The following is a 22692-nucleotide window of genomic DNA, read 5'->3' as shown; positions in this document are numbered from 1 at the left end:
TAGCCAGCCACACAGTAAGTATAAATAACTACGCCTTAATCCCTGGCAGTAAATCAGCTAATCCTGAAGTAATCCGGGACGCGGCCCCGCTGGAATACCACGATAACGAATCCGCAAAGCCCCCTACGGGCTGCGCGACGTCACACGCGATGAGCGGTCCCCGCCAGGCGCAGACCATCGGCTTCCAGCGACTCGGCCAGAAACCCGAAGAGTGCTCGGACGCGTGCCGTACGGCGCAGGTCGGGGTGGGTGAGCAACCAAAGATCGATGGCCAGTTCGTCGATGGGCTCCCCCAGGCGCTGCAGACTGCAATCGGCATCGGCGAGATAGCACGGCAACACGCCACAGCCCATGCCATTTTGCACGGCAGACTGCATGGCGAGCATGCTATCCACCCGATACACGACCCGCGCGTCGTGGCCCTGGCGGGCCATCCAGGCTTCCAGCACCGGATACCCCAGATGCGGATCGGGGCCGATCCACGCCGGGCAGGCGGGCTCGGCATGGCGGTCGGCCCGCGTGTAGCTGGCCTGGGCAATGCGCCCCACACGGCGCCCGACCAGCGTCTCGGGCGGCGTCAACGTGGGTCGAATGGCGATGTCCGCGTCGCGTCGACTGATATTCAGGGTGCGGTTGGATACCACGACCTCCAGCACGATCCGAGGATGCGCCGCGCGGAACCGAGCGAACAGCGGCGTCAGCAGCCCAGCCAGCAGCGTATCGGTGGTGGTGATGCGCAGCGTGCCCGAGAGCGCCAGGTCCTGACCCAGCACGCGCCGCTCGGCATCGGCGACCTCCCCGGCGACCCGTGCCGCTGTCGCGGCCAGATCCTCACCGGCCGGTGTCGCCACATAGCCACCGCGCGAGCGCTCGAACAACCGCACCCCCAACTGGCGTTCGAGTTCGCCCAGCCGGCGAAAGACCGTGGCATGGTTGACCCCCAGCCTTCGCGCCGCCCCGGCGAGCGACCCCGACTCGGCGATCGCCAGCGCGATACGCAGGTCGTCCCAACGCCCCATGCGCTCAGTCATGCCCGTCTTCCTTTTTCGTTCGAGGCGAAGTGTGCAAGTCTGCAAGCCTGATTTTAATTTCTTGAGAATGTCCATCCAATTTCGCAACGACTAGCGTAGGGCAACCGCCATCTCGAGGGAACGCCCCATGCAGATCCTGATCGTCCATTGCCACCCCGAACCCCGGTCATTCAACGCCGCGCTCAAGGCGGCCGCCATTGAAGTGCTGGCAGGCGCCGGCCATCGGATCGATGTCTCCGACCTGTACGGCCAAGGCTTCGACCCGGTGGAACGCCCCGAACATTTCGCCTCGCGCGTCGACAGGAGCTATTTTTCCGCGCTGACCGAACAACGCCATCATTTCGAGACGGCGACACTGGCGGGCGACGTGCAGCGCGAAATCGAGCGCGTGCAACGCGCCGACCTGGTGATCCTGCAGTTTCCGCTGTGGTGGCACGGGCCACCGGCGATGCTCAAGGGCTGGTTCGACCGGGTCTTCGTCTATGGTGGCCTGTATTCCGGCCAGCGACGCTTCGACCGTGGCCCGCTGCGCGGCAAGCGCGCCATCTGCTCGGTGACCACCGGCGCTCCAGGGGCGACCTTCTCGCCGTGGGGGCGCAGCGGCGATATCACCGCGCTGATGTGGCCCATTCACTGTTCGCTGTATTACGTCGGATTCGAGGTACTGGCTCCGCAACTGACCTACGGCGTCCAGGGGGGCGGGCTCAGCTATCAGGCCGACGCGGCCTTCCGCCGGCAACTCGAAGCCGACAAGCAGCGTTGGAAGGAACGTCTCGACGGGCTCGCCAACGAGGCGTCGATTCCTTTTACCGGCTGGCAGGATTGGGACGCAGACGGCGTGCTCCGCCAGACTCATCCGCTGCGTTGGCGCATCTGACATGGCCCTGACTCTCGCGCTGCAGAATAAACCTCCCAGCGACAGCCATGTGCAGCACATAGCTTGACAGTGAATAACTGCAAATGATCTTTTGATGACAACTTGAAGAAAAAGCGTTTCCTGGATGAAATGCCCTATTCAAGAAGCACTAAAATTGCCGGACTCACCAGCACCAAGCTATCTGGTAAAAAATAATTAAAACGTACAAATAAAGTCGGACAGGGGAAGGGTTTCACCATGAAAGTGACCTGATACGAGAGATGGACGAATGAGTGCAAGAAAAATAGATTTCGTCATAACCTGGCTCGACCCCTCTGACCCCGATTGGCAACGGCAATACAAGGAAACCGCCGCCTCCGAAAAGTACCGCGAGATCGCCGACTTCAGCCCGGGGCGATACCGGGATTGGGACAACCTTCGATACTGGTTTCGCGGTGTCGAAAAGTACGCCCCCTGGGTCAATCGCATCCATTTCGTGACCTACGGCCATCTGCCGGCCTGGCTCAACCCGCGACATCCCAGGCTGAACATCGTCCGGCACGCCGATTACATCGACGCATGTTACCTGCCGACCTTCAATTCGCGGGTACTGGAACTCAACCTCGTTCACCTCGAGTCACTTGCCGAACACTTCGTGCTCTTCAACGACGACTTTTTCGTGATCGATCGGCTGGATCCGGAAATGCTGTTCCATCGGGGCCTGCCCCGGGATTTCGCGATTCTCAATGCCTATTCCGGGGATGGCCTGTCACCGGTGCTGATGAACAACATGAAGCTGCTCAACCGCCGATTCGACAAACGCACGACAATGAAAAAACATCTCGGCAAATGGTTCAGCCCCGCTTATCGGCAACATCTCGCCAGAACCCTGCTCCTTCTCCCCTGGCCGCGCTTTACCGGCTTCCAGGAACCTCACCTTCCCCAGCCCTACCTGAAGTCGAACCTGCAGGAAACCTGGGCCGCCTTCGGCGACGAGATGGCCAGGACCTGCCGGTCACGATTTCGTCTGACCAGCGACACCAATCATTACCTGTTTCGTTATCATCACCTGGTCAACGGCCGGTTCAGCCCGACGACGCCTCGCAAGCATGGCACCTATTACGAAATCGCCAACGACAATTACCTTGAGGTATCGGCTTTCATCGAGTCGCAGAAAACGGCCCTCCTCACCATCAACGATGCCGATATCGACGACTTCGAGACCGTCAAGGCCAGCATCAACACCAGCCTGGCCAAGCTGTTTCCTGCCAAGTCCGCGTTCGAGCGCTAGAACATGCCCGCGCGGCCGCGCCTTTTATCCCCCGGGCTCGGCGCGCATCATTGGATGTCATGCCCCGGATACCGCCCGGGGCTGCCTTCGGCCCAAGGAGAACCCCCTGATGAGCCTGCAATCCGTACGCAGCCATCTCGCTGACCAGGCCCCGGATATCGTCGTCATCGAACTGGCCACCAGCACCGCCACGGTTGCGCTGGCCGCCGAAGCCCACGGGGTCGAACCCGGCCAGATCGCCAAGACACTGCTCTTTCGGGTAGGCGAGCGCAGTGTACTGATCGTGGCGAGCGGCGATGCACGTATCGACAATCGCAAGATACGCGAGGCCTTCGCCGCCAAGGCCAAAATGCTCGATGCCCGGACGGTACAGGACCTGACCGGACATCCGGTCGGCGGCGTATGTCCGTTCGGGTTGGCCACCCCGCTACCGGTGTATTGCGACGAATCGCTGCGTGACTTCGACGAGGTGCTGCCCGCCGCCGGCACTCCCCGGAGCGCGGTACGCATCGCGCCCGAACGGCTGGCCGCACTGACCCGGGCCGAGTGGGTGGACGTCTGCAGGACGCCGCCCTGACACCCCCTTACGCCGCGCAGGCCAACAATCTTTCGCGCTGACGGTCGGCTCGCCCCTGCAACGCATGTCGCTCCGCCGCCATGGACTCGCGTTCCGTGTCGTCATGCAGGCTGGCCAGGTTGGCATCGACGTTGGTCAATACCGACGACAGCGCGGCGTGCAGCATCAATCCGCCCGCCAGGGTGTCGCTATGCAGGTTGCCGGCGGTCTTCTCCAGCGCCCTGCCAGCAAGTTTCAGTGCCTCGAGGCAGCAGCGCGCCGTTGCCAGCGGCACCCGGTTGGCGCGTTCGGCGGCGGCCTGAATGGCCCGCTCGCGCGTGCGCTTTTCAGCGTCGCTGTCCCGGGGGCGCTTGACGGCGGCAAGATAGGCATTGAAGGCGTCGACATCCTCGTCGGCATAACGGACCAGTTCGGCCAGTTGCGCATCGCCGCGGGCGATCAATTCGCCACGCGCGGCGTCGGGGTGCTTGTCATCGGTGATGCGCAGCCCCTTGAGCACAAGGGCCAACCCCATGACGGCCGAGGAAGCCGCGGCCGCCCCGCACCCCGGCGTCGAGCGCGACTCGATGGCATCGCGAAAGCCGCCGAGCGTCATGTTCCAGATGCTGGTCGATCGGCTCATGGCGCTCCCTGTTCGTCGTTGTGCCGAGTGGCATCGTGCAGCACCGCGTGACGCGGGGGCCGTCGCCCCTGGTCCGACTGACCAAGTACGCCTTCCCGCGATAGCGAGTAGACAGCGAAATCATCGGCCAGCGCCAGATCGCCGGTGTACTGCGCCCGTGCCTCCCGTTCGATATCGGCGATCGAGGATGCGGCATCGGGGGCATAGCCGTAACGCGGACTGAAGTGGGTGAGCAGCAAGTGGGGCACTCCCTGCGCCTGGGCGAAGGCGGCGATACGCGCCGCCGTGCTGTGCCGATTGTCGGTGCCCAGCCGGGCGACGACCGTTTCAGTGTAGGTCGCCTCATGGACGAGTACGTCGGCCCCTTCGCACAACCGGGCAAGCAGCGCCGGCGTGTCGTTGTCACCGCCGATCACGACCTTGCGCGGGCGGCGGCCAGCCAGCAGCACCTCGGCGCTGGCGAGGCGCGTGCCATCGGCCAGCTCGACGTCCTCGCCCTGCTGCAAGCGGCCCCATAGCGGCCCCGGCTCGACGCCGCGCGCCTGCAGCCGTTGGCGATCCAGCTTGCGCTCGACATGGCGTTCGCTGAACGCATAGGCATAGCAGGCGACGCCATGGGAAAGCGCGGCGCCCTCGACGCTGAAGTCGGCCAGTTCGAGCGGCCCGGTCAGCGTCCCGGCATCGACGAAGGCCAGCGGGAAGCTCAAATGCAAGCCGGTGGTCGTCTTCACGGCATCGAGAAAATCGCCGATCGCCTGCGGCCCGACGATGGTCAACGGCCTTGTGCGACCGGCCATCGAGGCGCTGGCCAGCAACCCCGGCAGGCCGTAGCAGTGATCGCCATGCTGGTGAGTGATCAGGATCGCCTCGAGCTTGACCAGGCTCAACGGAGTGCGCAGCAGCTGATGCTGGGTGGCCTCGCCGCAATCGACCAGATACCAGCCCCGGCCGCTGTCCGGCCGCAACGCCAGGGCCGAGACGTTGCGCGATTTGGTGGGCACCCCGCCGGAAGTACCCAGAAACTGAAGGTGCATACGGGCTCGCCTGTCGAAAACGTGGAGGATCATTGTGGGTCAAGCGGCTGGAACGGTAAAAATGCCGCAGCGCATCACGGTCGTGGGTTGGTAACATCTTCCCTTTCCCGACTCGATAGAGGCAGACGCGACGATGAGTGACGACGAGCGACGCTGGGCATGGCCCCGCATGGCCACGGGACTGCGAGAGGCCTGGCGGGAGGGATATGGCACGCACGAGCTGCGCAGCGATCTGCTCGCGGGGCTGACCATCGGCATCGTCGCCGTGCCGTTGTCCATGGCGCTGGCCATCGCCACCGGAGTGGCGCCGCAGCACGGTTTGTACACGGCGATCGTCGCCGGGATCGTGATCGCCCTGACGGGCGGCGCCCGTTTCAACGTCTCGGGCCCGACCGCCGCTTTCGTGGTGATCCTTTTCCCCATCGTGCAGCAGTACGGCCTCGGCGGGCTGCTGCTCGCCTCGCTGATGGCCGGGCTGATCCTCGTCGGGCTCGGTGTGGCGCGGCTCGGCGCGCTGATCCAGTTCGTGCCCTACCCGGTGGTGCTGGGCTTCACCGCCGGTATCGCGGTGGTCATAGCCACCCTGCAGATCCCCGATTTCCTGGGGCTGACGGCCGAACTGGGTGACAGCTACATTGCCAACCTGGGCCATATCGCCACCGCGCTGCCCTCCATCCAACCGCAGGAGCTGTCCGTCGGCGTGCTCACCCTGGCGGTGCTGCTCGTCTGGCCGCGCCTGAAGACGCCGGTGCCGGCGCCGCTGGCCGGCCTGGTGGTGGGTGCCCTGGCGGCCTTCGTGATCAATCACTGGCTGCCCGGCCAGGTCGCCACCATCGACTCGCGCTTTCATTGGTCGCTGGATGGCGAGAGCGGCCAGGGAATTCCGCCGATCGCGCCCCATTTCGGTCTGCCGTGGAACGCCGCCGGGCCGGATGGCCAGCCGCTCGGCCTGAGTTTCGAGCTGCTGCGCCAGCTGCTCGGCCCGGCCTTCGCCATCGCCATGCTGGCGGCTATCGAATCGCTGCTGTGCGCGGTCGTCGCCGACGGCATGACCCGCGGCCGCCACGATCCCAACGCCGAGTTGATCGGCCAGGGGCTGGGCAACCTGTGCGCGCCCTTCTTCGGCGGCATCACCGCCACCGGCGCGCTGGCGCGAACCGCCACCAACATCCGCAGCGGTGCTCGCTCGCCGCTGTCGGCGGTGGTTCACTCGCTGGTGGTGCTGCTGGCGGTGATCGGCCTGGCCGGCCTGCTCGGCCGCGTGCCCATGGCCTCGCTGGCCGCCCTGCTGTTCATCATCGCCTGGAACATGAGCGAGGCCCACCTGTTCCTGCGTACCCTGCGCACCGCACCGGTCGGCGACGTCGCGATCCTGGCGCTGTGCTTCGTGCTCACGGTGGTGTTCGACATGGTGCTGGCAGTGGGCGTGGGCATCGGCCTGGCGGCGGCGCTGTTCATCCGCCGCATGAGCGGCCTGTCGCGGACCGCGCGCCTGGAGGCCGACCGTCACCCGCAACTCGGTGACCTGCCTTCCAGCGTGGCGGCCTATTCGATCGCCGGCCCGATGTTCTTCGGCGTCGCCGACAAGGCACTGGCGGCGCTGCACGTCACCGACCCGCATGTGCGAATCGTGATGATCGACATGCGCCAGGTCCCGAGCATCGACGGCACGGCGCTGGTCGCGCTGCGCAACCTGGTCGACGAGATGCGGCGTAGCGAGGTGAGCCTGATCTTCGTCGGCCTGACACCGCGTCAGATCGTCAAGCTCAAGCGTACCGGCATTCATAGCGTGCGTGGTCGCTTGAACCATTGCGCCGACTTCGATCGCGCCCGGCGCCTCGCCCATCGCTGGTTGAACATCGGCGGCGAGGCGCCGACAGCGCATGATCCGGGCGCCGGGCCATACTGAAAGATTTGTAAGCAAACGTATCCGTATACACGCCAGACATCAACGACATCTGATATAAGATCCGCAAAATCCGAGAAAAACGGCGATCGTTGCTCAAGCTGCCCGCTTTCCAGCCGATAGGTTTTGTATCTATATGTAACGGAGCAATGACAATGATGAATCGATTGGGCATGCGGCGCCTGGGCATCGTCAGCCGGGTATCCATCCTGGTGGGGGTGATCCTGATCGTCGGTTTCGTCGCCCTGAGCTGGATACTGTCCTGGACCGCCAAGCGCCAGATCGCTGCCGAGATGAGCGACAACGTCACCGACCAGCAGGCCCAGGTCGGTGCTCGGCTGACGCTGTTCGACCAGACGCTGCATCACGAGGTCTCGCGGCTGCTGAACCTGTTCGAACGCGAATTCGACGCCGCCTACACGCTGGCCCCGGATGACCGCATCGAGGTCGTCGGCCGGCAGACGCCGGCGCTGCGCAACGGTGCTACCTTGCTCAACGGCAACTACGGTCCGCTCGATGACTTCAGCCGGGAAACCCAGGCGCCGGTGACGATCTTCGCCCGCGACGGCGACGACTTCGTCCGCGTCACCACCTCGCTCGAGAAATCCGACGGCTCGCGCGCCGTCGGCACTCTGCTCGACCGCAACAGCGGCAGTTACGGCCGCTTGATCGCCGGCGAGTCCTACACTGGCACCGCCGATCTGTTCGGCACCCGTTACATCACCCAGTACCGGCCGATCGAGAACGCCGCCGGGCGGGTCATCGGCGCGACCTTCATCGGCATCGACATCACCCGGCAGTCGGCACTGCTCGAACAGCAGATCCGCGATATCCGCTTCGAAGAGAGTGGCTTCGTCATGCTGGTCGACGCCCGTGAGGGTCATGGTAATCAGGTGATCGCCGGCGGCCCCTTCGAAGGACAGAACCTCGACGAGGTACTCACGCCCCGGGGCCAACCCGCCTATGCGGCGCTGTCCGAGGCCGACAGCGGCCGCTTCGACACGGCGATCGCCGCCGACGATGGACGCCCGCGGACGGTCTATTTCACCGATTACCCCGAGCGTCAGTGGACCATCGTCAGCACGGTCTTCGACGACGAGGTCTTCGCCGCCATCGATACCATGCGCAACTACGCGATCGCCGGCGCACTGCTGGTCGCGCTGGCACTCGGCTTTTTGCTCTACCTGCTGCAGCGGCGCATGATCAGCCGGCCCCTGGACACCCTCGGCGGCCTGGCCGAGGATCTGGCCAAGGGCGACCTGTCGCGGCGCGTCGCGGTCCGGCGCGATGATGAGATCGGCCGCCTGACCACCGCCATGAACGGCATAGGCGACGGTCTGGCGCGCCTCGTCGGCGACGTGCGCCACAGCACCCAGAGCGTCTCTCACGCCGCCGGCGAGATCGCCCAGAGCAGCGAGAACCTCGCCTCGCGCAGCGAGCAGTCGGCCAGCAACCTGCAGGAGACCTCTGCCTCGCTCGAGGAAATCACCGGCACGGTTAGCAACACCGCCGACGCCGCGCGTCAGGCCACGCAACTGGTCGGCAACACCCGCGACCTGGCCAACCAGGGCAACGACGCCATGGAGCAGGCACAATCGTCGATGAACGACATCAATGCCTCGGCGGAAAAGATCGGCGACATCATCACCCTGATCGACTCGATCGCCTTTCAGACCAACATCCTCGCGCTCAACGCCTCGGTCGAGGCGGCGCGTGCCGGCGAGCACGGACGTGGCTTCGCCGTGGTCGCCCAGGAGGTGCGCACCCTGGCCACCCGCTCCAGCGATGCCGCCAGCGAGATTCGCGACCTGATCGACGCGTCACTGACGCATACCCGGGCCGGGGCCGAACAGGTCGAGCGCGCCGCGCGCACGGTGGCGTCGATTCTCGAGGGGGTCGAACGGGTCAATGACGTCATCGGCGAAATCAGCACCGGCGCCAGCGAACAGAGCGATGGCATCAGTCAGATCAACACCGCGGTGACGGAACTCGATACCATGATCCAGCAGAATGCCGCCATGGTCACCGAGTCGAGCGCCGCCGCCGAGGAGATGCGTGGTCAGGCACGGCACCTGAGCGAGTTGATGGGGCGTTTCCACCTGGGCGATTCGGCCCCCGCCCCCAGTCGGGACACACCGGCCCGCCACGCTCCCGTGCCGGAACCCCGGCGCCCACCGCAGGCCGAGCCGGCAACGCGCACCGACGATACGGCGCGGGACGACTGGGAGGAATTCTAGGCGCCTGCAAGACGCACGATGCACAGGCCCGTCTCATGGCGGGCCTTTCCATGCCGGCCGATCGGAAGCACAGAATGGCGCCGTGAGCGGGCGTCTCACGGCGATAGGCTGGCAGCCGCCTTGCGCCGGGCGAAGTCCTCGACGAAGGCATCCATGACCTCAGCGTCGTAGGGCTGCAACCCGCTGACCACCAGCTTCTTGGCGCCGGTGCCCAGCGGCTGGTCGCCGGCACTCATGCGAAAAGCCAGTCGCGCTTCGCCCCGCTTGCCCTGGATGTCGAAGCTGGCACCGTCGAAGGCCACCTCGAACCCCTCGCCGGGCAGCGCGTCGAGCTGGAAGCCCATGCTGTCGTAGATCACCAGCGGCCGCTGCGGATTGAACATGACCCCGCTGTCTTCCATGAGCGGTTTGAGGTAGTGGGGAAAGTTACGCCCCGAGAAGGCGATGTAACGACACGTGAAGCGTTCGATCACCGCCGGCTCGTGGGTGATCGAGCCACTGCGCTCGACGTACAGGTATTGCTTGCCGGCGTCATCGACGACGCTCAACGCGCCTTCATCGTCGACCACGAACCTCAGCGGCACGCTGTCGCCGACCATGCCTCGAAAATGGAAGGTCATGCGCTGGGCCAGACCGTGCTTTACCAGTGCCAGGGCAAACAGCAGATCGCCCGGCACGCAGAAGCGCCTGGCGTCGGGGTCATGAATGGGATTGTGATCGCCAGCCATGCGTTTGGCGAAGCGGCTGGCCTGCTGCGCATCGATACGCAGCCAGCCATCGGCTTCGGTGTAGAACTCGTCGAGAAACATGCCAGTCCTGGTACCTAGGTGAACGCTTGAATGAGCGGGAGCGCCGGCGAGCGGGGAGTTGTTATGGAGCGCCAGAGCGGTGCCGGTAGCTGCGTTCTATCATCGAACACGCTCCCTGACCAGTCGCAATGGCATGGCCGGGAGCGGGGTTGTGTGATTACTGTCGCCGGTCAATCCACGTCCAGCTCCGGATAGTGGCGGAACAGGCCGCTTTCGTTGAAGGGCAGACGCCGCGACGATGCCAGATAGGCCGCGACATTGGGTCGCTCGGCGACGCGCCGGGCCAGTTCGATGACGCGCGGAAAAGACGCCTCATGCCCGGCCATGGCACGCGGGAAGGCATACCGCAAGCCGCTCACTACCTGAAACAGCGACAGGTCGACGTAGCTGTGCCCGGCGCCGACCAGACACACATCGCTATCGGGGTTGAGTTCGAGCACTTGTTCGAAATAACCGAGAAACTTGGGCAGCCGCTCGTCGCGAAAGACCGCCGCGCGCTGTCTGGCCTCGTCCTGCTGCTCCTCGTAGTACAGGCTCGACCCGATCGGGTGGTGGACATCGTGAATCTCGGCGACGAAGTCCGTCAGTGTCAATTGCAGTCCATGGGCCCACAACCGGGTGTCTTCATCATCGGGGATCAGCGCCAGACGCGGGGCGAGAAACTGCAGGATATTGGCGACGTGCGAAACGACGGTCTCGCCGGCCTTCAGGAACGGCGGCGCGAACGGAGGCCTGGCGGTCGCCTGGCCTTCCAGGTAGTAGGAAATCTCGGTAAGGCCGGCATCCGCCTGGTTACCGACATCCTCGTAATCGGCACCGGCGTCCTCCAGCGCCAGCCGCACGAATTCGCCGCGCCCCTGGATGGTCGGCCAGTAGTAGAGTTCGTAACGCATGGGCCCTCCTTGCGGTCGTTTCCGGATCCTTCGATGCTGACCTTACAGGATAGCCGACTGAACGCGACCCTCCACGTCGCGACCGGTGGATCGTGCCCCGCCGGCGCCCTTGAAACGCCCCTTTGCCTTGTTGATGCCCTTACAGACGCGCCAGCAGCTCGGCCTTCTTGGCGGCGAACTCCTCGTCACTGAGGATGCCCTTGGCCTTGAGATCGCCAAGGCGCTCCAGCGCCGCAAAGACCTCCTCATGGGTCGAAGACGAGACATGGCCGACGGATTCGCCGCCCTCGTCCGGCTCCCGGGAAGCCGGCGCTGGCTCTGTCGGCACCGGCTGTCCATTGCGGGACACGACGCGCAGGCGGGACAGATCGACGCTGCCGTGCTGGCTGGTCAAGGTGATCGATCCGCCGCCCCCCTGTTGCCGGGACGTGAAGCCGCCGATGCGATGCTCGCCGGTATCATAGACCCAGACGATGCCCCCCGCTTCGATGACGAGTCGTCTGGCATCGGCGAAGTAGGCATAACGCAACTGGTTCTGCGTCCCGGTCGCGCTGGGCGTGCCCAACTCGGCAGGCCACCAGCGACGCGCCGGATCGGCAGTGAACAGGCCCGCGCCATCCTCCTCGCCGGCGCGCCGGCTCGACCGTTCGTGACGCGAAGCCTGGCTCGACACCCGGCCGGAGCCCGAATCCTGGCGCTGCGACTGTAAGCGGCCTTCCTGCATCAGTCCCGGCTCGGCAGCGAGCCGATCGGCAAGCTCGACACACAGGGCATCCACCCGCGCCTTGAGAGTCTGGTTGAACATGTCACCCAGCATCAGCATGCCGCCGCGCATCCACTGACCATGGCCACCGAATTCGGAATGCGAGAACTGCGCCATGCCGGCATTGCCATCATGCATGGCCATCAGCATGTGAGCGACCGCCTCATGACTGAAGTCGTGGCGCTGGGCCAGTTCCTCGACGAAGCGCTCTCCCCGGGTTGTCAGACGGGACATGGCAACACCCTCCTTGGAATGATCTCGCCGTGGGCGATCTCGATAGTCTAGTCAATAAACGCCGGGCGTTCGCGCCTCGCGCAAGCGCCCGGGCGAAGCATCGTCGAACGACGGGCACCAGCTGGCCGATGGCGTTCCGTTGTTGCGCCAGAGGCTTTTTCATTAATTATAATTCACATAACCGACTGCAAGCTGGTAAGTTCTAGCGCCGCGCGTCGGCCAGACACCCGAAACGCATCCGTAAGCCGTCGTCATGCGGCAAATACCACTTACGATAATTAGGAATTGATGCCAAACGAACATTCGCTATTGCCAGCGACCCAAGCGGCAGGCAAGGTAAATTCAGGCTGTTCGATAATTAGGCGATGGCGAAAAAAATGACGACTAGCCAATCTTTTCATATGACGGGTTTTCTACACGGCCACAGCCATCAGTCGGCCAAAGTCATGCCGAATTCAACGCGGGGAGCACCGCGGCTGAGTGCGAAAAACACACACGATCGAGCGTCCGGCAACGACGCGCCGATCGAGCTTCTTTGCAGACTCAGGGCCCCAGCATGTCGTCCAAGCATCAAGGGAACCACTGGCGAAAAGACTCGCCGCGCAGGATAACCGAATACACCGACTCGAAACCCGCAACCTTGCCGGCAATCATGCTGGAGCCCGTGGGACGCCGCGCTTCTGCGTGGCTGGCGAGACTGATCTGCGGCGCCCTGATGGTCGCGCTGTTCGGCCATGGCCTGCCGGGGATGGCTGCCGAGAACGACGTCGTGCTGATTGCCAATCCGCAGCTCGCCATCGGCCCCCTGCCGCGCGATACGGCGCGAGCCATCTTCGCCATGCGCCAGCGCACCTCGCCAAGCGGCCAGGCACTCCATGTGATGGTGCTCCCCGACGCCCATCCGGTGCACGCCCGGTTCGCCAAGGGCCTGCTGGACGTCTACCCCCATCAGCTCAGGCTCGCCTGGGACCGAATGGTCTTCTCCGGCACCGGCCAGGCTCCCGAGCGCGTCGCCTCCCAGGCCGAAATGTTGAAACAGGTCGCCACGACACCGGGCGGGCTGGGTTATATCGAACGAGGTTACCTAGATGACAGTGTCCATGTCCTGCCGCTGGCAGAGTAGTTTCCGGGTCCGCTGGTCGCTGGCGGCCCTGGCGGGGCTCGTCTGCCAGCCGGCGCAGGCCGCCGATGCCATGGATACCCTTCAGGTACATGGCTTCATCAGCCAAGCCTGGCTGATCAGTGACGACAACGATCTCTTCGGCCCCAGCAGCGAGGGCGGCGGCAGCTACCAGTACACCGAGCTCGGCGCCAACCTGTCGTTCCGCCCGCACCCCGACGTGCTGGTGGCCGCCCAGGTACTCAGTCGGCGCGCCGGTGGCGAGGGCGACGACTTGCAGCCGAAACTCGATCACGGCGTCATCGACTACGAGTGGCTTTCCAATACCGAACGACGCCTCGGCCTGCAGCTAGGGCGCTTCAAGAACCCCTTCGGCTTCTACAACCAGACCCGCGACATGGCCTTCACCCGCCCCGGCATCCTGTTGCCGCAGTCGATCTACTTCGATCGCACCCGCTCGCTGGCACTCGCTTCCGATGGGATTTCCATCTACAACGAGGAGTATCTCGATAGCGGCACGCTGCGCCTGCAGGCCGGCGTCGGCAACCCCCAGGCCGGCAGCGACCTCGATGGCGCCCTGGGGCTCGGCGAAAGTCCCGGCTCGTTCGAGGGCGAAACCTCCTACATTGGCCAGTTGCTGTATGAACACGAGGAGGGTCATGTCACCGCCGCGCTCAGTGCCGCCGACGTCGAGGCCGGGTACCGGAACGGGAAGCCCGGGCCCGGCGACGGCACTTTCCACTTCCAGCCCTGGATTCTCTCGCTGCAGTACACCGAGGAGCTGTGGAGCCTGACCGCCGAGTACGCGTTGCGCGGGATTCAGCTGGAAGACTTCGACGCCCCCGGACGCAACACCGACACCACGGGCGAGAGCTGGTATGTGCAATACACGCGTCGTTTTCAGGAGAACTGGCAATGGCTGCTGCGCTACGACGTGCTGGTCAACGACCGCGACGACCCGAGCGGCACACGCTTCGAAGCCGCGGGGGGCGGGCCGGCCTATACTCGTTATGCCAAGGATCTGACGACCGGAATACAGTGGCGTCTACACCCGCAGGTGCTACTCGCCGCCGAATACCATGCCATCGAAGGCACCGGCTGGCTGCCGGCATCGGATAGCGACACCCTGCCGGAGAAGTACTGGAACCTGTTCCTGATGCAGGCCTCGTTCCGGTTTTAGCCGACATCGTCTCCGCCAGCCCGACCGCTGACGGAACACGTCCCGACAGAACACGCTCCTGACAGAAGAGGCAGACGCTCACTTTGAGACCCCGCTCCAGCGCGCCCCACGACCGGGAACGTCCGCGCCTCAGCCTGACCTGGCGTGCGATCAGCCTGACCAGCCTGCTGTTGCTGGGCACGGTGCTGACCTTCACGGTCATCAGTCACGACAGCCTGACGCGTCAGTTTCAGCAATCACGGGATGCGATCTTCCAGGCTCGCCAGCGCGAGCTGGGCATGGCCATCGACAGATCGGCCAACGCGCTGACCCGGCTGGCCGGCATGGCGGCGGCCAGCGCCAATCTCGGCGTCGCCGTCGCCAATGACGACGGCGATCGGGCGGCCCGGGCGATCGAGCCGATCTGGCCGACGCTGCAACTCGATGCAGGGGTCGATGAGATCCGGATACTCGACGGCCAGGGCCGCCCCCTGCTCGCCCAGGGGCAACCCTTGGCGGGCGACGAGCTACCGCTGGCCAAGTGGAGCGCCGAAGTGATGTCTCGCGAGGCACCGCTTGCCAGGTTGCGCTGCGTTCGCGACTGCCGCCAGTACATCGCCGTACCGGTACTGCTCGACGGCGCCAGCGTCGGCGTGGTGGTGATCTCGCGTTCGCTGGCCGAGGTCACCCGCTACGCGCAAAGCATGTCCAACGCCGATATCGCCCTGCTGGTGGTCGACAATCAGGGCGACGCAACGCTCGGCCAGGCCGATCGCTACCTGCCGGCGTGGAACGGCGCACTGGTGACGCTGACGCGCCAGGAGATCAGCCTGCCGGTCATCGAGGCCGCATCGCGCAGTCTCGCGCTCAACCAGATCCAGGCCCAGCCCCGGAGCTTCGAGTTCGGCTTGCGCACCCACGAGCTGGTGGCGATTCCCCTGGACGATAGCGCCTGGTTCCCGACCACCGGCCACCTGCTGCTGGTCTCGGACATTACCTCGCAGATCGCGGCAATCACTCGCGACACCCGTCACACCCTGCTGGTCGCGCTGGCCGGTTGGTTGGCTGCCGAAATGCTGCTGTTGCTGATCCTGTGGCGACCGATGTCCCGTCTGCGCCATCTGGCCGCGCTCCTGCCACGCCTGGCCCAGCGTGACTTCGCGCATGTCCGCCAGGCCATCAGCCCGCGCAAGACGCGGTTCAACGACGAGATCGACAGCCTCGAACACACCACCCTCGAGCTCGCCGAACAGTTGGGCTCGCTCGAGGCAACGGTGCTCAGCCGCGACCGTGAACTGACCCGACGCCTCGCCGAACTGGGCGCCGAACGCGACTTCATCAGTGGCCTGCTCGATACCGCCCGGGTGCTGATCCTGACCCAGGACGGCGCGGGCCGCATCACCCTGACCAACCGCTACACGGAGATCGTCAGCGGCCGGCCCGCCAAGGCCTTGCTGGGCCGCCACTTCGCGACGTTGTTCGCACGCGATGCGCACGACGTCGAGCGTCCCCTGGACCGCCCCAGCCAGGAAGAGGGCGTGATGTTGAGCGCCGAGCGCGAGCAGCGCACCATTGCCTGGTATCACGCCCCGATGCCCGGCGACTACCAGACCAGCGCCGTGCTGATCTCGGTAGGCATCGACGTCACCGAGCGCAAGCACGCCGAAGCGCGCCTGACCTGGCTGGCCCACCGCGACCCGCTGACCAACCTCTACAACCGGCGTTACTTTCAGGATGCGCTGGAAGGCGCGATCAAGCGCTCCCGCCAGGGTGCGCTACTGTTCCTCGACCTCGACCAGTTCAAGGAAGTCAACGAGCTCAGCGGGCATAACTCCGGCGACCAGTTGCTGCGTCAGGTCGGCGACGCACTGATCGAAAAGCTCGAACACGCCTCGCTGGTCGCCCGGCTCGGTGGTGATGAATTCTCGCTGCTGATCGAAGAGGCCGACGCCACACAGGCCATCGCCGTTGCCGAACGCATCGTCGAGATACTCGCGGGCATCAATTTCTCGGTCAACGGGCGCCGACACCGCGCCATCGCCAGCATCGGCATTGCGCTGTACCCCGAACACGGCAGCAACATGGCCGAACTGATGGCCGGCGCCGATTTCGCCATGTACAAGGCCAAGGAGAGCAGCACCCAACACTGGCACCTGCTCACGGGAGCCAAGCACTCCCGCGAGGAACTGCAGCAACGCGTGTACTGGGTCGAGCGTATCCGCGAGGCGCTCAACAACGATGAATTCGAGCTGTACCTGCAACCCATCGCACGCCTCGACGACCTCAGTATCCAGCATTACGAGGTACTGTTACGCATGCATGGCGACGAGGGTGCGCTGGTCATGCCCAGCCTGTTCATTCCCATTGCCGAACGCAGCGGGCAGATCGTTGCGCTCGATCGCTGGGTACTGGGCAAGAGTCTGTCGCTGCTCGCACGCCTGCAGGATCAGGGCATCAAGCTGGCCGTCAATCTCTCGGGACAGTCGCTGCATGACACCGAGCTCAGCGGCTTCCTGGCCAGCGAACTGCAGATCGCCGGCGCCGACCCTCAGCAGTTGATCCTGGAGGTCACCGAGACCGCCGCAGTGACCGACTTCTCGACCGCCCGCGGCGTGTTGCAGGATATCCGCCAGTTGGGCTGCCAGACGGCATTGGACGACTTCGGCGTGGGTTTCAGCAGTTTCCATTATCTGGGACAGTTGCCGGCCGACTACATCAAGGTCGACGGCTCGTTCATCCAGAAGCTGCTGACCAGCGCCGAGGACCGTCTGGTGGTCAAGGCGATCGCCGACATCGCCGCCGGCTTCGGCAAGGAGACCATCGCCGAGTTCGTCGACCAGGCGGGCATGCTGCCGCTGCTGCAGCAGTATGGCATCACTTATGCTCAGGGCTATCACATCGGCCGCCCGGTACCGATGGCCGACATACTCGCCCGCTACGGTCTGGCCCGCGAAGCATAGCCCCGGCTCCGGCAAGCTGACTTTTGCCGGCCAAACGCTACCATGGGTGGCATACAGGGCCCCGGACGCGCAGCCGGGCATAACGATAAAATCCAGGGAACCGGAGTCAGCATGCTGGATCATTTCTCGGCAAGTTTCCGCTTTCGTCTTGCCACGACTACCGAAGCCAGGAACCGAGCCTATGCGCTCAGGCACAGCGTGTTTCGCCGCGAACTCGATTACCAGATGCGCGAGGACCCGCTGCAACAGCTGGAAAGCGACGAATACGACGAGAAGTCGCTGATCGTGCTGCTCGAGCACCCGGCCAGCGGGCTGGCCGCCGGCAGCATGCGGCTGGTCTACCCCTGCGAGTCGTCCGCCCCGCCGCTGCGTCAGCTCCCCCTGGAGGCTCACTGCCTGCCGAGCCTGACTCACCCCACGCTGCATCCCGGCAGGCTGCCCCGCGACCGGATCTGCGAGATCTCGCGGCTCGCCGTACCGCACTATTTCCGACGTCGTTCTTCCCGCGAGCCGTCCTCGGCGGACGAGCCGGCACCCACCGATCACGTGTTCAGCGAGGCCGATCGCGCCACCTTCCCGTTGATTGGCGTCGGCCTGTTCCTGGCGGCCACGGCTCTGGTCGGGCTGTCCGGGCACTATCATGTATTCGCCATGATGCAGTCGCGCCTGCCGCGCCTGCTGGCGATCTACGGCCTGCGTTTTACCTGTGTCGGCGAGCCGATCGTGTTCCACGGCAAGCGACGCGCCTTCTATATCGATCAACGCCAGGCCGTCGTCGATCTGCAGCCCGGCCTGCACGACCTGTATCGACACATCGAGAACGAACTCACCCGACAGTACGCGCCCCCCCCCGTATCCGCCGACCGTTACACTCACATCTGAAAGGCCACGCAGCGCCCGGAAAGCGCCCAAAGGCAACTGCAAACATCTGTCACAACTGCGCCCCAGGCTCTGCCAGCGGCATCATGGCTACGCTATGCTGCCGTCACCCCAGCCAGCCGGTGCGCTTTCCTGATGCCTGACTTCTATGCCTCTCCGAGCGCCGAGCCGAGATCGATCGACCGCTCCCCATCGGCACCGGCGATGACCGACAAACGGGCCCTGGTGATCGACGATGACTGCGAGATCCAGACGCTGCTCGCCCTGCTGCTCGAGCAGCAGGGCTATACGGTACGGGTCGTCGACGGCCTCGAGGCCCTCGCCCACGCCCCCGAGCTGGTACAGGTCGAGCTGATCCTGCTGGATTTTCACCTGGGTGAGTTCACCGGCATCGATGTATTGCAGTTTCTCGACGAGAAGCACAGCCAGGCCGCCGTCATCCTGGTCAGCGGATGCAGCCACGCGGTTGGCGAGGCCGCGCTGGCGACCGGCACGCGCCACGGCCTGCGCATGCTCGGCCTGCTGCCCAAGCCGCTCAGGGCATCGATGCTGCGGGAGCTCATCGCGCGGCAGGACCACGCGCCTCGGCCACTCGATGCCGGCGACCTGGCCGAAGCACTGCGTGAAGAGCGCCTGTTTCTCGTCTATCAACCCAAGCTCGAGCTGGCCGGCGGCCGACTCGTCGGGGTCGAGGCACTGGTGCGCTGGCGGGACCCGTTACGAGGGGTGATCACGCCGGACCGCTTCATCTCGCTCGCCGAGGCCAGCCGGCAGATCGTGCCGCTGTCCTGGCAGGTGATCGAGCAGGCATTTGCCCAGCAGGCACGCTGGCAAGCCGCCGGCCACACGTTCGGCCTGGCGATCAACGTGGCGCCGCAGATGCTCTACGAGCCCGGCTGCCTGGCGACCTTCGACGCCCTGGTCGAGCGCCACGGCATCCCCCTGACCCGAATCGATCTGGAAATCACCGAAAGCGCGGCGATCGATTGCCTGAGTTACGCTCGCCAACGACTCAACGGGCTGCGCGAGCGCGGCTGCAGCCTGTCGATGGATGACTTCGGCACCGGCTATTCGTCGATGGCTCAGCTCTATCATCTGCCATTCGATCAGCTCAAGGTCGACCGAACCTTCGTCGGCGCCAGCGACCGCTGTGCCGAGGCCAGGGCCATCACCACCACCATCGTCGAGCTCGGCAAGCGGCTCAAGCTCAGGACCGTTGCCGAGGGTATCGAAACCCCGGGGCAACGGGCGCTGCTCGAGGGCCTGGGCTGCGATCATGGTCAGGGCTACCTGTTCGCCCGGCCGATGCCCGCCCACCAGCTGGCCGGCTGGCTGGCGCAGTATCACCAGACTGTCTTCTGAGCGAGACGCTTGCGTGACATCGACGGCGGATCAGCTCCCGGTCGGGGCGCGCATGGAACCGGGCAGCACAGCCAGCAATCCGGTCGCCAGCAACGCCTCGCCGGTCTCATCGGCCAGCCCGGCCAGTTCCGCCACGCGCAACTGCAAGCGATGCGGTGCCTCTTCCAGGGCCGATTTCTCGAGCTCCGAAGCGGCACGCGCGATGGCGACACAGCCCAGCGACGCGGAAGCCCCCTTCAGCGAATGTGCCTCGCGGGCCAGTCCCACTCGGTCGAGCTCCTCGAGCAACACGCCGAAGCGCCGCAGACGCTGCCCGAGGCGATCGAGGTAGGTCGCCAACAGATTGGCCAGCGCCTCGGCTGGCAGCGCTTCGCGCAGCTCTTCGCAGAGGGCCGCGTCGAGCAACGCGCGCGTCGTGCCGACGGGAGCGGCCGGGGAACGCGCTTCAGCCGCCGGCGCCACCGAGACTCCGGCGCCCCCCTCCGCCACCGCTTCGGGACACTCCATCGACGGATCGCGGGAAGACGACGCGTCCGGCGCGAACGACCGCCGCAGCACCGCTTCCAGATCGGCCCGGGTGAACGGCTTGGACAATACATCGTCGACGCCCGCCTCTCGGCAACGCGCCAGATCCTCGGCCATCACGTTGGCGGTCATCGCTACCACCGGCAGATGGCCGCCCCCGCGGTGCTCGATCTCCCGCCAGCGACGGGTGGTCTCGAGCCCGTCGAGCACCGGCATCTGGATGTCCATCAGTACTAGGTCGAAGCGCTCGCGGGCCAGCAGGACCAGCGCATCCTCGCCATTGTCGGCGACTCTGAAACGCTGGCCCAGCCGCTCGAGCATGGCGCAGGCCAGCGTCTGGTTGATGGGGTTATCCTCGACGATCAGCACGTGCCGCCGTGGTGACAGCGACGTCGCATCGTGGACCACCACGCCGATATCCAGGGCGCTTTCGACAGCCAGGGGAATGCTGAACCAGAACAGGCTGCCGAGACCGGGGTGGCTGTCGAGGCCGATCTCTCCGCCCATCGCGCGCACCAATCGCTGGCAGATCACCAGCCCCAGCCCGGTGCCCGAATGGCGCCGGGCGATCGAGCTGTCGACCTGGGTGAAGGGGGCAAACAACCGGGTCTGCTCGGCGGGATCGATGCCGCAGCCGGTATCGCGCACTTCGAAACGGATGTACGCGTCACCCTCGACCCAGGCCTGCAGGCTGACGAATCCCGTCTCGGTGAATTTGAAGGCATTGTTGAGCAGGTTCATCAGCACCTGGCGCAGCCGATTGACGTCGCCGCGCACCCAGGCCGGCAGGCGCGGATCCTGCTGGCAATTGAACTCCAGCGTGCCGGCGTCGCCGCGCAGCCGGTAACTGGCGCACAGTTGATCGAGAAAACTGCGCAGCGCGAACGGCTCGTGTTCCAGATCCAGCGAGCCGGCCTCGATCTTCGAGTAATCGAGGACATCACTGATCACCGCCTGCAGCCCCAGCGCGCTCTCCTTGAGGGTCCCGACCAGCGCCCGGCCACGCTCGCCCAACGGCTCGTCGGCGAGCAGATCGGCGACACCGACCACGCCATTGAGCGGAGTGCGGATCTCGTGACTCATGACCGCCATGAACTCGGACTTGGCGCGACTCGCCGCCTCGGCCCGCTCGACCGCCTGATCGAGCTCTCCGGTGCGCGCCTCCAGCTGCCCGGCCTTGCGGCTGTGCTCGCGCCCCTCGCGCGCCAGCGCCGCGACCAGTACGCCGCCGATCGCGGTCAGCAACACCACCAGGACGAACACCATGGTATAGAGCCGCAACAGCGTGGCGCTTTCCGAGGTGCGCAATTCGGCAATATGGGCGTTGGTTTCGACCAGCATCGCTCCGGTCACTTTCAGCAATGCCTCGCTCTGCGCGTGCAGGCGCTGGCGCAATTCGTCCGATAGCGCTTCATTGCCCGCCCTCAGTTCGCCGAAGCGCTCATCCATGGCCTCGATGAGCAGAATCGCCCGTTGCAGCGAAGCGTGAACGTGCTGGGTCTTGTGCATATGAAGAATGTCGTTCAGCGCCGCCGCGACATCGCCCTGGCGAAACATCTGCATGCGGCTGTAGAGGATGTCGAAACGCAGCAGCAGTTCGTCGGGGTCGAGCCTGCCCGACGCCGCCAGATCGAAACGCACCTCCCGTGCCTCGCGGTCGAACTGGTAGACCGTCCACACCAGGTTCTCCAGCAGGCGATTTTCCAGCGCGTGGTGGCGCTGGTAGATGACCCCGCCGGTGATCAGCGCCGCCAGGAAAAACAGGATCACCGCGAACGTGGCGATCCGAAAGCGCAGGGCAAGCGAGGAGTACATTTGGCGGCGGCTCGGCTAATCAGTCGATGACGATATGCGCGACCTGCCATACCGAGCGCGACAGGATCACCTCGTTGAGCAGGTCGGGCTCGTCGTCGAAGGGATAGATGACGAACAGCGGTCCCTGCTCGCGCACGCTCAACGGCCGGCCGTCGGCCGTCATCGCCAGGATCACGTCATGCTTTTCGAAATCGGCGACCGGAATGGTCGAAGCGTAATCGTTGAGCGCGATCACGCGCATCCGTGAACCCCGGGCGTCCACCGCCTCCAGCACGCTGCGTCCCAGCGGGCCGGTGAAAAGGATTCGCCCGTCGTGCCAGGGCGTGTGGGTTCGCGTCTCGTGCTGGGGCAGCGCCATCAGCATGGCGCGGTCGAAATGCGCCTCGCCGCCGACATTGGTTTCACCGATGGCGCCACTGACCACCAGTATCACCGGGCCGCTCGGGGACTCCAGCGCCACGGCATCCGACGCGGCAAGAGCACCCAGGGCGAGTACCCCCACGGCAAGCAAGCGAGCAAAACGGTCGAGCATACGGTAAGCCTCCGGGGCGTCGCTCCTCGTCAGGACGACGCGATACGATGATGACCCTTGGTCTCTCAGTCATCGGCCGCTTATGCT

General features: G+C 65.1%; 18 protein-coding genes. 10 read left to right on the top strand and 8 right to left on the bottom strand.

The window, feature by feature from the left end; genetic code table 11:
• Positions 1-140 precede the first annotated feature (140 nt).
• Positions 141-1031: a LysR family transcriptional regulator gene (locus tag HR9077_RS17745; RefSeq protein WP_136068630.1), complete on the bottom strand. Its 891-nt coding sequence runs from the start codon at positions 1029-1031 to the stop codon at positions 141-143.
• Positions 1032-1158: 127 nt separating this feature from the next.
• On the opposite strand from HR9077_RS17745, the gene HR9077_RS17740 reads away from it, so the two are divergent.
• The 3 genes from HR9077_RS17740 to HR9077_RS17730 all read left to right on the top strand — a co-directional run bounded on the left by HR9077_RS17740 (position 1159) and on the right by HR9077_RS17730 (position 3755).
• Positions 1159-1908, top strand: coding sequence for an NAD(P)H-dependent oxidoreductase (locus HR9077_RS17740; RefSeq protein WP_136068629.1), 750 nt, complete (start codon positions 1159-1161; stop codon positions 1906-1908).
• A 268-nt stretch (positions 1909-2176) separates the two neighbouring features.
• Entirely contained in the window at positions 2177-3178 is a 1002-nt protein-coding gene (locus HR9077_RS17735; protein WP_136068628.1) for a stealth conserved region 3 domain-containing protein, read from the top strand.
• 109 nt (positions 3179-3287) lie between these two features.
• A complete protein-coding gene (locus HR9077_RS17730; protein WP_136068627.1) occupies positions 3288-3755 on the top strand; it encodes a YbaK/EbsC family protein in 468 nt (155 codons plus the stop codon).
• 7 nt (positions 3756-3762) lie between these two features.
• Here HR9077_RS17730 and HR9077_RS17725 read toward each other — a convergent pair whose 3' ends face one another.
• Both HR9077_RS17725 and HR9077_RS17720 read right to left on the bottom strand, forming a co-directional pair.
• On the bottom strand, positions 3763-4377 hold the full coding sequence (locus HR9077_RS17725) for a cyclodeaminase/cyclohydrolase family protein (RefSeq protein WP_136068626.1): 615 nt from the start codon (positions 4375-4377) through the stop codon (positions 3763-3765).
• Positions 4374-5411 (bottom strand): MBL fold metallo-hydrolase, encoded by a 1038-nt coding sequence (locus HR9077_RS17720; RefSeq protein ID WP_136068625.1) that lies wholly within the window; start codon positions 5409-5411, stop codon positions 4374-4376. Before HR9077_RS17720 ends, HR9077_RS17725 begins: the two co-directional genes overlap by 4 nt.
• A 133-nt stretch (positions 5412-5544) precedes the next feature.
• Between HR9077_RS17720 and dauA the strand changes: the two genes are divergently transcribed.
• Together dauA and HR9077_RS17710 are read left to right on the top strand one after the other, a co-directional pair.
• A complete protein-coding gene (dauA, locus tag HR9077_RS17715) occupies positions 5545-7320 on the top strand; it encodes a C4-dicarboxylic acid transporter DauA (protein WP_136068624.1) in 1776 nt (591 codons plus the stop codon).
• 152 nt (positions 7321-7472) lie between these two features.
• Positions 7473-9554 (top strand): methyl-accepting chemotaxis protein, encoded by a 2082-nt coding sequence (locus tag HR9077_RS17710; RefSeq protein ID WP_168380990.1) that lies wholly within the window; start codon positions 7473-7475, stop codon positions 9552-9554.
• A 95-nt stretch (positions 9555-9649) separates the two neighbouring features.
• Here the strand turns inward: HR9077_RS17710 and HR9077_RS17705 are convergent, their stop codons facing one another.
• From HR9077_RS17705 to HR9077_RS17695, 3 genes are all read right to left on the bottom strand, one after another.
• A complete protein-coding gene (locus HR9077_RS17705) occupies positions 9650-10363 on the bottom strand; it encodes a DUF3581 family protein (RefSeq protein ID WP_136068622.1) in 714 nt (237 codons plus the stop codon).
• A gap of 170 nt (positions 10364-10533) precedes the next feature.
• Entirely contained in the window at positions 10534-11256 is a 723-nt protein-coding gene (locus HR9077_RS17700) for a glutathione S-transferase (protein ID WP_136068621.1), read from the bottom strand.
• A gap of 139 nt (positions 11257-11395) precedes the next feature.
• Positions 11396-12253: an SHOCT domain-containing protein gene (locus HR9077_RS17695; RefSeq protein WP_136068620.1), complete on the bottom strand. Its 858-nt coding sequence runs from the start codon at positions 12251-12253 to the stop codon at positions 11396-11398.
• Positions 12254-12905: 652 nt separating this feature from the next.
• On the opposite strand from HR9077_RS17695, the gene HR9077_RS17690 reads away from it, so the two are divergent.
• From HR9077_RS17690 to HR9077_RS17670, 5 genes are all read left to right on the top strand, one after another.
• The gene (locus tag HR9077_RS17690; RefSeq protein WP_348532936.1) at positions 12906-13376 is read left to right on the top strand and encodes a hypothetical protein; all 471 of its coding nucleotides are present in this window, start codon (positions 12906-12908) and stop codon (positions 13374-13376) included.
• Positions 13342-14553 carry a hypothetical protein gene (locus tag HR9077_RS17685; protein ID WP_244613339.1) on the top strand — a complete coding sequence of 404 codons (1212 nt, stop codon included), beginning with the start codon at positions 13342-13344 and terminating at the stop codon, positions 14551-14553. The genes HR9077_RS17690 and HR9077_RS17685 overlap by 35 nt, the downstream gene beginning before the upstream one ends.
• Before the next feature lie 83 nt (positions 14554-14636).
• A complete protein-coding gene (locus HR9077_RS17680) occupies positions 14637-17492 on the top strand; it encodes a bifunctional diguanylate cyclase/phosphodiesterase (protein WP_136068619.1) in 2856 nt (951 codons plus the stop codon).
• Between the two features lie 111 nt (positions 17493-17603).
• A complete protein-coding gene (locus tag HR9077_RS17675) occupies positions 17604-18374 on the top strand; it encodes a PEP-CTERM/exosortase system-associated acyltransferase (RefSeq protein WP_168380989.1) in 771 nt (256 codons plus the stop codon).
• A 201-nt stretch (positions 18375-18575) separates the two neighbouring features.
• On the top strand, positions 18576-19733 hold the full coding sequence (locus HR9077_RS17670; RefSeq protein ID WP_136068617.1) for an EAL domain-containing response regulator: 1158 nt from the start codon (positions 18576-18578) through the stop codon (positions 19731-19733).
• A 30-nt stretch (positions 19734-19763) separates the two neighbouring features.
• On the opposite strand, the gene HR9077_RS17665 is transcribed toward HR9077_RS17670, so the two are convergent.
• Both HR9077_RS17665 and HR9077_RS17660 read right to left on the bottom strand, forming a co-directional pair.
• Positions 19764-22073, bottom strand: a complete 2310-nt coding sequence (locus HR9077_RS17665) for an ATP-binding protein (RefSeq protein WP_136068616.1) — start codon at positions 22071-22073, stop codon at positions 19764-19766.
• A 19-nt stretch (positions 22074-22092) separates the two neighbouring features.
• Positions 22093-22605 (bottom strand): putative pterin-binding protein, encoded by a 513-nt coding sequence (locus HR9077_RS17660; protein ID WP_168380988.1) that lies wholly within the window; start codon positions 22603-22605, stop codon positions 22093-22095.
• Between the last annotated feature and the right edge of the window lie 87 nt (positions 22606-22692).

The sequence above is a fragment of the Modicisalibacter radicis genome, assembly GCF_900961225.1.
In the GTDB taxonomy this organism is placed as follows: Bacteria; Pseudomonadota; Gammaproteobacteria; order Pseudomonadales; family Halomonadaceae; genus Modicisalibacter.
This window is presented reverse-complemented; position numbering and strand designations above follow the sequence as displayed.